The organism is Acinetobacter sp. TR3 (genome assembly GCF_027105055.1).
Classification (GTDB): Bacteria; Pseudomonadota; Gammaproteobacteria; order Pseudomonadales; family Moraxellaceae; genus Acinetobacter.
In genome coordinates, this window is the sequence record NZ_CP114264.1 from 1,777,090 (window position 1) to 1,792,298 (window position 15,209).

Genomic DNA, 15,209 nt, shown 5'->3' on the forward strand with positions numbered 1-15,209 from the left:
CCCAAGGCAAATCTAAGCTGCGTGCTGTTCATCTCGCTTAAAGACCAACTCTTTATCCGATGAACTTTCAGCATCAAAGTAATACCCTTCACTATCAAATGCTTTTAATTGTTCTACTTGGCTTAATTTATTTTCAATCAAGTATCTTGCCATTAGACCACGCGCTTTTTTCGCATAGAAACTAATGACTTTATATTTCCCGTTCTTCTGATCCAAGAATACAGGCTTGATAATTTCAGCCCGAATTTTCTTTTCATTCACAGATTTATAATATTCGTCAGAGGCTAAATTTACCAATAATTTTGCATCAATTTCAGCTAAATCTTGGTTAATTTGATCAGTGATAATGCTGCCCCAAAACTCATATAAATTATTTCCACGGCTATTCTTTAATTTAGTACCCATTTCTAAACGATACGGCATCATCAAATCCAATGGGCGTAACAAACCATAAAGACCAGACAACATGCGCAAATGCTGTTGGGCAAAATCAATATCATGATCTTTTAAGTGATAAGCATCTAGACCTGTATACACGTCACCTTTAAATGCAAATAAAGCTTGGCGTGCATTAGAAAAATCAAATTCCGCATTCCAATCACGAAAACGCTCTACATTTAAATTGGCGATTTTTTCACTCACGGTCATTAACGATGCAATTTCTGTTGCTGAAAGTTTGCGACATACATCTATCAATTGTTGTGATTGCTCTAATAAACGAGGCAGTGTATATGTGTCAGTCGGTAAAGCAGTTTCATAATCTAGTGTTTTCGCTGGAGAAATTAAAGCAAGCATAATCAATCAGAATAAATTTATCTTGGTGAAACTATATCAGTTGATAATTTTTAATGCCAATTCGTGTTCTCGTTCAGTTTTATCGGTAAAATAGTGGATTCTTCCATTATCCATTGCATATCTTATGTCTGAGCAAGTATTCATCCAAGGTCCTGTTGGTCAAATTGAAATGTTTGTAGATCAACCCCAAGGTGAAATCACAGGTTTTGCTGTCGTCTGCCATCCACATCCTTTGCAAGGTGGTACACCACATCATAAAGTCCCTGTTTTACTGGCTCAGATTTTTAATGAAATGGGTTGTGTCGTTTATCGCCCTAGCTTCCGTGGTTTGGCTGGCAGTGAAGGTGTTCATGATCAAGGTCATGGCGAAACTGATGATATTATGGCTGTGATTGAATATGCCCGTGCAAAACATGCTGGTTTAACTTTTTATGCTGGTGGTTTTAGTTTCGGTTCTCATGTATTAGCTAAATGCCAAGCACAACTCAGTGAAGAGTTACGTCCCAAACAATTAGTGCTCTGCGGTCTACCAACAGGCTCAGTGGTGGATTTACGTCATTATAAAACCCCTGCAATTGATGGCGATATTTTATTCGTACACGGCGAACAAGATGACATCACCCTGCTCTCTGATATGATCGCGTGGGCAAAACCACAAAAGCATCCAATCACGATTCTGCCAGGTGCCAATCATTTCTTTACTGGTTATCTAAAACAGTTGCGTCAAATTATCACTCGTTTTTTAAAACTTTAGACTTAACAACAAATTACTAAAAAAATATACGCCTTTTGAATCCAATGTCTGTTATATCAATATAGATGTACAGACATTAGGTTCTTTAATAATGAAATTAAATAAAAAACAGGGACTTTTTTTAAAGCAAACCATTGAGCATTGGCACCAACAAGGCACGATTACGCCTGATGTTGCCAATGAATTAAATCAGAGTTTTTCAATTCGGCCTTTTGACTGGGAAAGACTCGCAAAATATTCATTTTGGATATCAATGATTTGTACAGTGATCGCAATAGCCGCTATCACACTTGATGATTACTTGATGAGGTTGATTGAAAAAATCTTTATAGATTCCAAAATCATTCCTTGTCTGTTTTTCGCTGCTGTTGCTCTAGCTTTTTATGGCTTTGCCTATCGTCGACGTAAAACCAAACCCTTACATCAATTTAGCAATGAAGCGATTATTTTTGCAGGCGTGCTTTCTACAGCAGCATCCGTCGCTTATTTCGGTCAAGTGATTGATACTGGTAGCGGTCATTTCTCTTTGTTATTCCTGCTCTCTACCATTATTTATGCAGCACTTGCCTTCTGGTTCCCTTCAAAACTGATCTGGATATTTTCCTTACTTTCACTCGGGACATGGTTTGGGACGGAAACTGGCTATATATCGGGTTGGGGGGCCTATTACCTAGGCATGAACTTCCCTTTACGTTTTGTCTTTTTTGGCGGCGTATTGATTGGTTTAAGCTTGCTGTTTAAACGCTACGCGCATTTTAGAGACTTCACCCATTCAACTTATGTCATGGGACTGCTTTATCTATTTATTGCCCTATGGATTCTCTCAATCTTTGGCAATTATGGTGATTTGAATAGCTGGTATAACGTTAAACAATATGAACTCTTGCATTGGGGTGTGCTTTTCGCATTTATTTCTATCATTGCAATTGTCTATGGTTTAAAACATGATGATGCTACATCACGTGGTTTTGGTATCACCTTCTTATTTATTAATCTCTACACCAAGTATTTTGAGTTCTTTTGGAATAGCATGCACAAAGCTATTTTCTTTATCTTGCTCGCTGCATCTTTCTGGTGGATTGGCCGACACGCCGAAAAACTTTGGAATTTAGAGTTTCTACCAGCTCAATCACAAATAAAGAAAGATCATCCCGTTGAATAATTACTGAAAATCACTCCAACTCAAGCCAAACCGAGCCAAATACTTTTTGACTCGGTCGCTGTCATTTGTGGTGTTCCGTTGCTGGCGTGAAGCAGCAAATAGCTGACGTCCAGCATCAGCCATCGACTTGGCATTTTCACAAACTTGGAGTACGCCACGCAGCTGAATCTGATCAAACTCATCAATCTCACTCAACCGTGTTTGATCTAAATATTTAAGGAGAATATCTACATCTTTAGAATGATTTTGTTTGGCTTGAATCGACCACAACTGTTTTAAACGCTGAATCTCTTTTTCTACCGTTTCCGAACGAATCAACTCACCACTGGATAATGTCGCTAACCGCGTCACACTAGCGGTTAAATCACGGAAGTTCCCCTGCCATGATGCCTCTTTAGACTTGGCAAATTTCAAATATGTATCAAGTGCATCACGTTGAAACCGTAATTGACGCTGATGATTTACAGCAAAACATTGCAACTCAAATTCAATATTCGGGGCAATATCTTCTATTCGATCTTTAAGATTGGGTAAAAAGAATGTCCATGTATTCAAACGCGCCCATAAATCCTCACGGAAACGCCCTGCTTGCACTTCAACTCTTAAATCTCGATTCGTTCCTGCAATCAACTGAAAATCAGCCTGTACTTCCTTATCACTCCCAACTGGGAAGAAAGATTTATCTTCGAGTGCTTTCAGCAACATCGCTTGCTCATCTAGCCCAAGCTCGCCAATCTCATCCAAAAATAAAATGCCCTGATCTGCACTTTTTAATAAACCTGTACGAGAAGCCGCTGCGCCTGTAAATGCACCTTTGATATGACCAAATAAGCTCGACATAGCACTATCACCACGCAAAGTTGCGCAATTCACATCAATAAAACGTCCACTCAAATGAAATTTATCTTTCTTTAACTGAAAAATTTGTTTAGCTAAATGCGATTTTCCAACCCCAGTTGCTCCCATAATCAAAATCGGCGCACTAGAGCGTGTTGCAACCATTTCAACTTCAGTAATCAACTGATTAAAATCATGATTATAAGTTGAAATATTGGCTTTAAGTTGTTGCCAGTTTTGTTGCTGCTCATCCTCAAAACGTTGTTTTAAAACATCATATCGAGATAAATCCAAATCAATAACTCGATATTCGCCCTGTGGTGTTTTTTGTTGATTCGGGGCACTTTGAAGCAGCTTGGCAGGTAAATAATTCGCATCGACCAACAGATACCAACAAATTTGGGCAACATGCGTTCCCGTCGTAATATGCAGAAGATAATTATTTTTCGCAGTATCAAAGGAGTAGGTTTTTACAAAATCATAAAGTGCGCCATATACCTCAGCAAAATCCCAAGGGTCACGAATACTAATTTTATATCCTGAAACTGTGGTTTGAGGAGAAACTTCGACTGCATCTTCTCGAATAAAATCGACCAAATTACGGTGCTGTCGATCATGCAATAAAACCAGCTCATCCACGATAAAGTCTTCATGCATGAGTAGACTCAGCGTTGGACGCCAACGCTGCCAACGTTCAGGACGTTTTCCTTGATCTAAGGTAGAACCCACAAAGCCAATAACGACAGTTTTTTTTGCATTCGCCATGATTTCTATAATATTTTATAAATGCCTATAATATACAATACGCATTTCAGTGAAAAATTCCAACAATATGCTTCATTTTACTTTTTTAGGCACATCTTCTGGTGTGCCCACATTGACTCGGAATGTTTCGGGATTAGCAATCCGTAACAGCAAGAATAAAGATTGGATATTGGTCGATGCTGGTGAAGGCACTCAACATCGGATTCAACAGGCCAAACTTTCATTACAAAGCTTAGTTGCCATCTGCATTACTCATGTTCATGGTGATCATTGTTATGGGCTCGTCGGTTTATTGGCAAGCGCAGGCATGAATGCACGAACTGCGCCCTTAACCATTATTGCACCCAAGCAAATTCAACAATGGATTGAAATAACTGCACAACTGACGGATCTGCATTTACCCTATCCACTGAAATTCATTGATGTGAATGAAGCCACTCAAATACAACAGTTGACTGATGAGCTTTCGATTCAAGCCCACCTACTCAGTCATCGAGTACCGAGTTTTGCCTTTAGTATTATTGCGCAATACACCCAAAAGAAATTAGATACACAGGCTTTAATTCAACTCGGCGTACCAAAAGGCAAGGCTTGGGGTGATTTACAACAAGGCAAAGATATTCAATTCAATGAAAAACCGTTGAAAGCAAGTGATTTTATTCAAATACAAACGCAGCGCATGCATGCCATTGTTGGTGGTGATAATGATCAGCCTGAATTATTAGCTGATGCCTGTAAAGATGCTCAACTTCTGATTCATGAATCAACGTATACCCAAGTGATTTTGGATAAAGTGGGTAAAGGCCCAATGCATAGTTCCGCTAAAATGGTGGCTAAATTTGCGCAACAGCAGAATTTAAGCAATCTCATCCTGACTCATTTTAGCCCTCGTCATCAGGATAATATTGGACAACAAGCGATTGCTGAGGAAGTTCGTGAATTTTATCAAGGCAATTTCTATTTAGCCGATGATTTTGATCAATTTAGCTTAAATGAAACAGGTCAACTTTTAAAAATCGTTGCATCATCATAGTTTTTCCTCCTATGTGATCTATCAATGAAAACTACATATAGATCACATATCTTTTTTAATACTTTCATATCTATTTAGATAGGTTTTATTCATAAAAATCTATTCGCATTTTCTCATAAAAAATATTTATTATTTTATTTATTATAAATATCAATTACTTAAAAATAAAATAAATTTAAAACAAGAGAATTGGCACACCCTATGCAATAACACAACCAAGATAAAACAATTTAAAATATATGGAGGATGCGTCATGGCAAACCAGACATTTTTTGCCTCTCAGGCAACCAAAAACAAATTAATCAGCAATCAAGCTGGTGGACGTGCTTTTCAATTAGATCATCGTCAAGCTTTGGCACAACTTGCAGCTACAGGCACGCTGAATCATACCTTTTACCAAAATGCGCAAGCACAACTTGAACAAGTCTTAGCACTTACACAAAATATAGATGCAACTTTTATTGCTAAAACGGCAGTCTATACCCGTAAAAACAATCACATGAAAGATATGCCTGTCTTACTGTTGGCAATTTTATCGCAACTTGAGCAAAACTTATTTAAAGCTGTATTCCCATTGGTAATTGATAATGGCAAACAGTTGCGTAACTTTGTACAAATCATGCGTTCAGGTGCGATACAACGCAAATCTTTAGGTAGCTTACCAAAGAAAATGATCAATCAATGGTTAATTAATGCCAGCGACAATCAGTTGCTTTCTGCCAACATTGGTAATCAACCCTCTTTGGCAGATGTGTTAAAAATGACCCATCCAAAGCCTAAAGATTCAAACCAAGATGCTTTCTTTGCCTATATCTTGGGTAAAAAATATGAGCTTGAGCAATTACCTACCAAAGTTCAGGCATTGGAAAAATTCCGTCAAGGTTTAACCCAGGATGCACCTGATTTACCAATGCAGTTGCTGACCAATTTATCACTTTCAGCACAACAATGGGCAGAGATTGCTAAAAATGGTGGCTGGCAAATGCTCAGAATGAACTTGAATACTTTTGCCCGACACGGCGTATTTCAGATTGAAGGCATGGACAATGTCATTGCAAACAAATTACAAGATCAGGACATGATCCGTAAAAGTCGAGTCTTGCCTTATCAATTGATGGCAACTTGGGCAGCTTTAGATGATGCAGTACCTCAAATTGTACGACAAGCATTAGAACAAGTGATGCAAGCTGCTTTAGAAAATGTGCCTCGTTTAACAGGTCGTGTGGTGGTTGCCGTGGATGTATCGGGCTCAATGGCAAGCCCAGTGACGGGTTATCGTAAAGGTGCAACTTCAAAATTGCGTTGCGTAGATGTCGCATCATTATTTGCTTGTGCTTTAAAGCAGGTCAATCCTGAGATTGAAATTATGCCGTTTGATACGCAATTGCATTCACTCAACATCGTGCAACATGAATCGGATGTAAACCTATTAGGTCGATTAAAACAGGTTTTCTCTGGCAACAAAACACGCTCTATTTTTGAGGTTGCCAAACAATTTGCTGCACTTGGTGGTGGTGGAACGAATTGCAGCATTCCATTAAAGCGACTTAATCGAGATCAGACAGCTGTCGATTTGATGATTTATTTTTCAGACAATGAATCTTGGGCTGACCAATTACGCACACAACACAAAACAGGCATGTTATATGAATGGGATATTTTAAAAAAACGCTGCCCTCATGCAAAATTGGTCTGCGTAGATTTACAACCATATACACATACACAAGTCCCTGAACGAACTGATACCATTAATATTGGTGGGTTTAGCGATGAAGTCTTTCGTTTAATAGATCTGTTTGCACAAGGTAAGATGCACAGCGATCACTGGGTTAATGAAATTGAAAAAATCGAATTACCGACTTGATTCGTCAGGTCAGTAAAGTGTGGCAAATGCTTTAGGAACTACATCTTTTAAATGTCATGTTTCTAATTTCACTTTGTTGCCATACAATAAAACTGCACAAATGCAGATGGAACTACATCACTATCCTTCCACGATAGCTCAGCACAAGCTGACTCGATGTTTCACACCTTTGTTGTGCAGATTTATGATTATCACAAATGCTGATTGGATTACATTGCATAGGGCGAATACCCTAGTTCAAAAAAATCTAATCACTGACTTGTTGTGATAGTCATAGCCAGTAAAATGCCAATAGGACTACATTTGTTGAGGGTTCAAGTCCCTTCAAATTGATGCAAATCAGTTTGTAGCTCAATTGGATAGAGCCATGTATAAAAGGTCTTATCATTTTTGTTTACTGGTCACAGACCAAATGCTGTTAGGACTACATAAAAGGCTTCAGCGTCAGTAATGACTTGATGGTTCGACTCCATCTTGATTGACTTCAATCAATGGCGGAAAGGAAAACGCACTGAAATGATTGTCTTAATACTCTTTGTTGGTCTATTTTTTTGGTACGGCATAAAATGCATTAAGGACTACATTCCTACCATTAATGTGAGTAGCCACTCTCACCTGTATGCAAGTACAGTCGTCTAATTAAGGCAATGGTCTCAAATCTTTAATTTTTTTGTTTATGTCGCATCATCACAAATGCCAATGGGACTACATGGTGAATGCGTAAGCACGGGGTTCAAATCCCTATTCCTTTTTAGGAAAAGTCTCATCATTTTTGTTGTGATGATTACTTTTAATCTCAATCAAATGCAATAAGCACTACATAGCAAAATCATGCGTAGCTGTATATCTATTTATGGATATGGCAGTTAAGGAAAAAAGTGTTTACCCAACTTGTTGATTGAGATTAATTTATTATTTATGGAATAATATCTGGAGATGAAGAGTCGAATATTCCTCGCAATAACCGAAATGGTAAAGTAACGATCCAATAAACAACTTCAACCGTAATATCGATCACATCCACCCAGTCCCACGTATCATTTCTACGATCATGGTTTTCTCGTTTTGGTTTTACCCAATAAGCAAGCAGAAAACAGACCAAACTTACTGCTAGAAATACAAAGTTAAAACCATCTACTAAAAAACGTATAAGGCATAACACCCCAGTAATAAATAAAAGAATCGTGAGTAAATAACGAAGAATATCCATGAGGCTTGGCAATTTATTTGTCTTTTGTTATGTTTATAACATGCCTTTATACAAAGACATATCCTTACTCTTAATAAAAGACAGGTGTCAGTCTTTAAAACGCAAAATATGTCCATTACAGTCTATCTTCAAGACGATCAAGACATTGATCAAGCCTTACACTTGCTCAATCAAAAACATTACTATCTTGAAGCCACTCGTTGGTACAAAAAACGATATGGCTATTTTGAAAAGCACTCAGTATTAAAGCGTAAGCGAAAAAAGATGAAACTCAACCTTAGTCAAAGAAACCGAGCATTGTATTATTGTTACCATGAACATCCTCAACATACTTTATGGTTAAAAATTAAAAAAAAGCAACAATTCGCTCGAACAGGTAAAAATGCGATGGGCTATTAAATATAATTTAGGATATAAAAATATATATTTTTATATCCAACCTCTTATAAAATTCCATTTCAAAAAATATTGAAATTAAATATATAAATAAATATCAATATCTTAAAATTAATTTCATCTGTTACCAACAAGTTGGCACACTCACTGCAATAGTATATATACAACATCATTGGGATCTTGTGTATATCACCTGTCTGCAACCGCTTGGTAGGCAGGCTTTGAAAGGAAAGTGAAAATGTCAGTTATTGAAGCAGTTAAGCAACAAGCTCAAATTGAACAAGAGCAACAAAAACGTGCCTATCAAGTTTTACAGAACGAAAAAAGCATGCCTGTAAAAATGTGGACAAATGGCGTAATTGTTGATGACAACTCAAAACAACAACTATTACAAACAGCACAAATGCCATTTATCTATAAATGGATGGCAGTGATGCCAGACGTACACTTTGGCTTAGGTGCAACCATTGGAAGTGTGATTCCAACCAAAAGTGCGATTATTCCTGCGGCTGTGGGTGTCGATATTGGTTGTGGAATGATGGCAACTCGCACCAGTCTAACGGCTTCAGATTTACCTGATAATTTACATGGATTAAGAACCGAGCTTGAACGTTTGATTCCACATGGTATGACTAAAACACGTGGTCGCCGTGATCAAGGTTCTTGGGAAACACCACCTGAAATGGTCGATCAAGCATGGGCTGATTTAGTTGCAGATTTTGAGTTAATTTGCGCTAAGCACCCTCGCCTAAAAAATACCAACAATCGCAAGCAACTGGGAACTTTAGGAACAGGAAATCACTTTGTCGAAATCTGTTTGGATGAACATGATCACGTTTGGATTATGTTGCACTCAGGTTCACGCGGTGTTGGTAATGCCATCGGTAATCATTTTATTGAGCTGGCGCGTAAAGATATGCAAAAGCACTTTATTAATTTACCCAACAAAGATTTGGCATATTTAGTTGAAGGAACTGAACATTTTGATGATTATTGGTTTGCTGTCGGTTGGGCACAACGTTTTGCCATGAAAAACCGTGAAATCATGATGCAATCAGCAATTAAAGCTTTAGCAACCATTATTCCAAAGCCGTTTAATGCCAAATTGGAAGCGGTGAATTGCCACCATAATTACGTGGAAAAGGAACAACACTACGGCGAAGAAGTCATGGTAACACGTAAAGGTGCTGTAAGTGCCAAACTTGGACAATATGGAATTATTCCTGGTTCAATGGGTGCTAAATCTTTCATCGTTCGCGGGCTTGGAAATCAAGAGTCGTTCTGCTCATGTTCGCATGGCGCAGGTCGTGTGATGAGCCGTGCGGAAGCAAAACGTCGCTTTACCGTAGAAGATCAAATTGCGCAGACTGAAGGTGTGGAATGCCGTAAAGATGCTGCTGTGATTGATGAAATCCCATCGGCATATAAACCGATTGAAGATGTAATGAATGCACAAAAAGATTTGGTTGAAGTGGTGTATACCTTACGACAAGTGGTTTGTGTGAAGGGATAATCATGGAAAAGAATTGTTTAGATATTGAAACCTATAAAATTAGGTTGAATGAAAGAACTGATCTAGTTCTACCTGAACAATCCTATTACATCATCTTAGTTGTGAATACTAATCCGGTTTTACCTGAATGGCGTAATCAGCTGTGTGAACAGATTGTCCATTCAAGACTATGTATTCAAGCAATGGTTACAGGACATGAATGTTCCATTTGGGACGATGTTTTAGACGAGACTTATGTGGCTTTTTATAACAATGAACCGCCAATTGATACTTGTTTTATGACCACTTGGCATGAGAATGAAAGTTTAGATGAAGTTATTGAATTTGCAAAAATTGGTATGCAATTGGAAAGTATTTCAAAATTAGTCATTGTACAGATTGAATAAAAGGTAAAAAGAATGAAACTTGCAGAAGCACTTTTACTTCGAAGCGATCAACAAAAAAAGCTCGCTTCATTAAAACAACGGATCAATGCCAATGTATTGGTACAAGATGGTGATGAACCGAGTGAAGATCCAAATGAATTGATCAAACAAGTATTTGCTTTAACCCAAGAAAGCAATCAATTGATTTGTCGTATTCATTTGACCAATGCGCAAGCAAACTTAGAGGATGGAAAAATTCTGCTGTCCCTATTAAGCTTGCGTGATAGTTATGCTGAACGACATAAGATTCTCGTTGATGCGATTGCCAATACCCATCGTGAGCCTGATCGTTATAGCTCACGTGAGATCAAATGGCAGAAAGTCATCCCCGTTTCTAGCTTGCAAAAACAGGCGGATGATATCAGTGCAAAATTGCGTGACTTAAATATCAAAATTCAAGCTGTCAATTGGCAGATTGATTTAGTTGAATAGACAACAGATTTTGTGGATTTATTTCACAATACCAGTTTGAACATACTGGGCGAGTACAAGATCCCGCTTTACTCCGATCTGAGGGATTGAAAATAATTCAGGCGGCTATGGCAGCATGTGAGCCGTGCATCAATCTTCACTGATTAGGCTCAGCACCATGTACCTAGCAAACCTTTGCCAAAAGCAAAGTCACGCGTTACTTCGCATTACCATGTACTGACAGTATGTTCATTAAATTAGAAAACAAGGAAAATAGACGTGAATAAAGCTTTGGCAAATATGCCAGCAACCATTCAAATTGATGGTTCACAAGGTGAAGGTGGCGGACAGATTTTAAGAACCACCCTTGCCCTTTCAATGATTACAGGTCAAGCGTTTGAACTAATTAATATTCGGGCTGGACGTAAAAAATCAGGTCTGATGCGTCAGCATTTGGTCTGTGTACAGGCATCTCAACAGATCAGCCAAGCTTATATTGAAGGTGCTGAACTACATAGCCAACGTTTGTACTTTGCGCCACAACATGTACAAAGTGGAAAATACCAATTTCAAATCGGTTCGGCAGGAAGCACAACTCTCGTTTTGCAAACATTACTGCCTGCTTTACTATTACAAAATGAAGCCAGTGAACTCACCATCTCTGGTGGTACACATAATCCACTTGCGCCAACGGCGGATTTTATTGAGCATTGCTTTTTGCCTTGCCTAAAAAAGCTAGGAATTGGTGTCGATTTCACATTAAACAAAGCAGGTTTCTTTCCAATTGGCGCGGGAGAAATTCAAATCAAGATTCAGCCATGGCTACATCGAAACAAGTTAAATCTATTAGATCGTGGCGCTTTACAAAGTACTGAGGCTTTTGCAGCGGTATTGAATCTTTCAGAAGAAGCGCAAATCGCAGAACGAGAATTAGCGACTTTAAATAAAAGATTAGCCCTCAATTCTCAGCAGCACTTTCATTTAAAGGGAATCAGCCAAGGCAATACCGTTTATGTCAAAGTTGAACATCAGCATCACACCCAACTGTTTACAGCCTTAGGTGAAATGCGTAAAAGTGCAGAACAAATTGCAAACAGTTTAGCTGAAGACGTCAAATATTATCTAAACTCAAAAGCAGCCGTTGATGAGTATTTAGCAGATCAACTCTTGTTACCTTTAGCATTAGGTCAAGGCGGTCGTTTTACTGCTCAATGCATCAGTGAACATACTCGCACCCAAGCAGCGATGATTGAAAAATTTATTGATTGTAATATTGAGTTTATCGAGTTGGATAAAACGCTATTTCAGGTCAATGTACACGTTAAATAATGAAGATTAGAAATGAAAACACATACACAAATCAGTAAATTTTTAAGTTTAATCCTAAGACATAAACCTGAGCAAATCGGGCTTCAACTCGATCAAGAGGGTTGGGCAAAGATTGATGAACTCATTGAAGCAGCACAGCAACACAATACATTTTTGGATGATGAATTAATTAGAACGATTGTGGCGCAATGTGACAAGAAGCGCTTTCAAATTTCAGACGATGGTTTAAATATTCGTGCAGTACAAGGTCATTCAACCCCTACAGTACAAAGAGAGATGATTGCACTAAAACCACCACAATATTTATATCATGGCACAGCGAGTCGATTTATAGATTCAATTCAGACGCAAGGCCTAATTGCAGGACAGCGTCACTATGTGCATCTAAGTGAAAATAAAGAAACGGCACTCAATGTAGGTCAACGTTATGGAAAGCCCATTTTATTCCTGATCGACACGGTACAAATGTATAAAGACGGCTTTACGTTTCATCAAGCAGAAAATGGTGTATGGCTCATAACACATGTACCAACTCAATATTTATCACTGATTGATCAGACCAAGACAGGATCATTGGTCTGATCTCAGGATTAATTCGTTATTTCACACTTTCCAATGCAGTCACCAGTAACTTCCAGCATTTATCTACAGTATCTACTTTAACTCGCTCACCTGGTGCATGCGCCCCTTGAATATCAGGGCCAAACGACACCATCTGCAAATCAGGATAATGTTCCGCAATAATGCCACACTCCAAACCTGCATGAATGACTTTTAGATTGGGTTCAATCTCAAATGCAGATTGATAAGCCTGTTGCAAACATTTCAATGCAGCCGAATCGGGATTTGGTGTCCAGCCCGACACTAACGGCGTTAATTCGGATTGAATCTCAAAACTGGCAAAGTGCTGTTGAATATTCTGTGCAAAGGCTAACGCCTGCTGATTTACCATCGAACGAACCATGATCAAGGTTTTTGCTTCTTCTTTAGTGAGTTTGACTACACCAATATTATTCGAGGTTTCAACCACATCGGGTAAAGTACTACTCCATTGTGCAATACCATAAGGACATGTTGTCAATGCTTTTAACCAAGCTTGTTGTTGATGCAGCGCAACCACTTCATTAATCTGGTTGGCATTTTGCTGTACGCTGATCTGTAGCTGGTCATCAATACCTTGCAGTTTCTGCTGCCATTCAGCTTGTATTGCTGCAACTGCTTGTTCTAAGTCAGCCAGTTGTTCAGTTTCAATTGCAATCGTCGCCACTGCTTCACGCGGGATAGCATTACGCGCTGTTCCACCGACAAATTCAACCAGTCGACCATTGGATTGTGTCAAATAATCATTGAGGAAATTAGCTAGAATGACATTGGCATTGCCACGACCTAAATGAATATCAACACCTGAATGACCACCTTTCAAGCCTGATACCTGTAAATCTACAAAGATTAAATCACTTGGTGCTATTTCATATTCAAGTGACTGTCCCACTTCTAGGTCAATACTGCCTGCACAGCCAAGATACAGCTCACCCCATTCTTCGGTATCAATATTGAAAAGCCACTGTCCAGTTAACACGCCTGACTCGAGCAAACGAGCACCACTCATTCCTGCTTCTTCATCAATGGTTAGCAGAACTTCGATCGGCCCATGCTCGATATCACTGGATTCTAATACCGCCAGTGCAAGTGCAACGCCAATCCCATTATCTGCACCCAAGGTGGTATTTTCAGCAATCAACCAGCCGTCTTTTAAGACTGGTTGAATTGGGTCTTTAAAAAAATCATGCTGGGTACCACGATTGGCTTGTGTCACCATATCCAGATGACCTTGCAAAATCACACCTGCGACTTGTTCTTTACCCTTAGTTGCCGCTTTTCGAATAATTAGGTTACCAATCTCATCGACATAGGTTTCCAAATTGCGCTGTTCTGCCCAATCTTTTAAATGCTGTCTTAACCGTTGTTCATGTTTAGATGGTCGAGGAATTGTACATAAGGTCTCAAAATGCCACCAAACTACTTGTGGAGATAATTTAGAAAAATCGACCTGTATCATGTACCAATACTCTCAAATAAGGTGTTTAAACAAATATACACCATACGCCTAAATGGCGATGCTTAAATCACTTTATTTAAGATTTATTGGCTAAATCGTCTTAGCTTTTCCATACAAATTGAGAAAAGCTATGCTCTGCTTTTAAGCTATTTTCTACGGCTTGAGCCAACTGTCGGATAATACTTTGCGTTTCTATTCGTTCAAACCAAGCTTGTTCTTGCTGTGGATTGGCAGAGATTTCACAGAGAATATGACCTTCTGTTTCTTGTTGAGAGCATAAGATTGACAGAGGTAGTTGATGATTATCGATGCGTACTTCAATTTTTTCATGCTCATGACGAATATGTTCTGCATCAAAACCATAATGTTCTAATTGTTTATAGAGTAGCGCTGCAACATATTCTTGCGTGATATAGCATTCATTTGGTGGATGATCAATTACCCCATGTTTAGGGCAATCTGCTATAAATTGCAATGTTTTCATGGTATTCCCTCTATTTTTATGTTTTTAGCTGGATCGCAGCATAAAACCGACTCGTACGGTAAGAATGATTATATATACAATTGTCTTTAATTGATTAGCCGATTGTCTTACTTATTTTACTAAATTGATAAATTTAGACCTAATTAGATATGTACATGGCCAAACTCATCAT

The 15,209-nt window shown here is 38.5% G+C and carries 15 protein-coding genes; 10 read left to right on the top strand and 5 right to left on the bottom strand.

All coding sequences use genetic code 11. From position 1 onward, the window contains the following. Positions 1-12: 12 nt before the first annotated feature. Positions 13-795: a peroxide stress protein YaaA gene (yaaA, locus tag O1449_RS08370; protein WP_269238031.1), complete on the bottom strand. Its 783-nt coding sequence runs from the start codon at positions 793-795 to the stop codon at positions 13-15. Positions 796-919: 124 nt separating this feature from the next. On the opposite strand from yaaA, the gene O1449_RS08375 reads away from it, so the two are divergent. Both O1449_RS08375 and O1449_RS08380 read left to right on the top strand, forming a co-directional pair. Next, on the top strand, positions 920-1,549 hold the full coding sequence (locus O1449_RS08375) for an alpha/beta hydrolase (protein WP_243484763.1): 630 nt from the start codon (positions 920-922) through the stop codon (positions 1,547-1,549). A 91-nt stretch (positions 1,550-1,640) separates the two neighbouring features. Next, complete coding sequence (locus O1449_RS08380; protein WP_269238032.1) at positions 1,641-2,711, top strand: DUF2157 domain-containing protein; 1,071 nt, start codon at positions 1,641-1,643, stop codon at positions 2,709-2,711. Here the strand turns inward: O1449_RS08380 and rtcR are convergent, their stop codons facing one another. Next, a complete protein-coding gene (gene rtcR / locus O1449_RS08385) occupies positions 2,712-4,313 on the bottom strand; it encodes an RNA repair transcriptional activator RtcR (protein ID WP_269238033.1) in 1,602 nt (533 codons plus the stop codon). Positions 4,314-4,380: 67 nt separating this feature from the next. Between rtcR and O1449_RS08390 the strand changes: the two genes are divergently transcribed. Continuing rightward, complete coding sequence (locus O1449_RS08390; RefSeq protein WP_269238034.1) at positions 4,381-5,346, top strand: ribonuclease Z; 966 nt, start codon at positions 4,381-4,383, stop codon at positions 5,344-5,346. Between the two features lie 253 nt (positions 5,347-5,599). Beyond that, the gene (locus tag O1449_RS08395) at positions 5,600-7,210 is read left to right on the top strand and encodes a TROVE domain-containing protein (RefSeq protein WP_269238035.1); all 1,611 of its coding nucleotides are present in this window, start codon (positions 5,600-5,602) and stop codon (positions 7,208-7,210) included. A 916-nt stretch (positions 7,211-8,126) separates the two neighbouring features. Here the strand turns inward: O1449_RS08395 and O1449_RS08400 are convergent. Continuing rightward, on the bottom strand, positions 8,127-8,420 hold the full coding sequence (locus O1449_RS08400) for a hypothetical protein (RefSeq protein ID WP_269238036.1): 294 nt from the start codon (positions 8,418-8,420) through the stop codon (positions 8,127-8,129). Between the two features lie 108 nt (positions 8,421-8,528). Between O1449_RS08400 and O1449_RS08405 the strand changes: the two genes are divergently transcribed. The 6 genes from O1449_RS08405 to O1449_RS08430 all read left to right on the top strand — a co-directional run bounded on the left by O1449_RS08405 (position 8,529) and on the right by O1449_RS08430 (position 13,076). Next, positions 8,529-8,819 (top strand): hypothetical protein, encoded by a 291-nt coding sequence (locus O1449_RS08405; RefSeq protein ID WP_269238037.1) that lies wholly within the window; start codon positions 8,529-8,531, stop codon positions 8,817-8,819. A 235-nt stretch (positions 8,820-9,054) separates the two neighbouring features. Continuing rightward, positions 9,055-10,329 (top strand): RtcB family protein, encoded by a 1,275-nt coding sequence (locus O1449_RS08410; RefSeq protein ID WP_269238038.1) that lies wholly within the window; start codon positions 9,055-9,057, stop codon positions 10,327-10,329. Positions 10,330-10,331: 2 nt separating this feature from the next. Continuing rightward, entirely contained in the window at positions 10,332-10,715 is a 384-nt protein-coding gene (locus O1449_RS08415) for a DUF7684 family protein (protein WP_269238039.1), read from the top strand. Between the two features lie 12 nt (positions 10,716-10,727). After that, positions 10,728-11,186: a DIP1984 family protein gene (locus tag O1449_RS08420; protein ID WP_269238040.1), complete on the top strand. Its 459-nt coding sequence runs from the start codon at positions 10,728-10,730 to the stop codon at positions 11,184-11,186. 258 nt (positions 11,187-11,444) lie between these two features. Further along, positions 11,445-12,494, top strand: a complete 1,050-nt coding sequence (gene rtcA, locus O1449_RS08425) for an RNA 3'-terminal phosphate cyclase (protein WP_269238041.1) — start codon at positions 11,445-11,447, stop codon at positions 12,492-12,494. A gap of 12 nt (positions 12,495-12,506) precedes the next feature. Further along, positions 12,507-13,076 (top strand): RNA 2'-phosphotransferase, encoded by a 570-nt coding sequence (locus O1449_RS08430; protein WP_269238042.1) that lies wholly within the window; start codon positions 12,507-12,509, stop codon positions 13,074-13,076. A gap of 16 nt (positions 13,077-13,092) precedes the next feature. Here O1449_RS08430 and O1449_RS08435 read toward each other — a convergent pair whose 3' ends face one another. Together O1449_RS08435 and O1449_RS08440 are read right to left on the bottom strand one after the other, a co-directional pair. Further along, a complete protein-coding gene (locus tag O1449_RS08435; RefSeq protein ID WP_269238043.1) occupies positions 13,093-14,553 on the bottom strand; it encodes an aminoacyl-histidine dipeptidase in 1,461 nt (486 codons plus the stop codon). A 100-nt stretch (positions 14,554-14,653) separates the two neighbouring features. After that, entirely contained in the window at positions 14,654-15,037 is a 384-nt protein-coding gene (locus O1449_RS08440) for a hypothetical protein (protein WP_005215912.1), read from the bottom strand. Between the last annotated feature and the right edge of the window lie 172 nt (positions 15,038-15,209).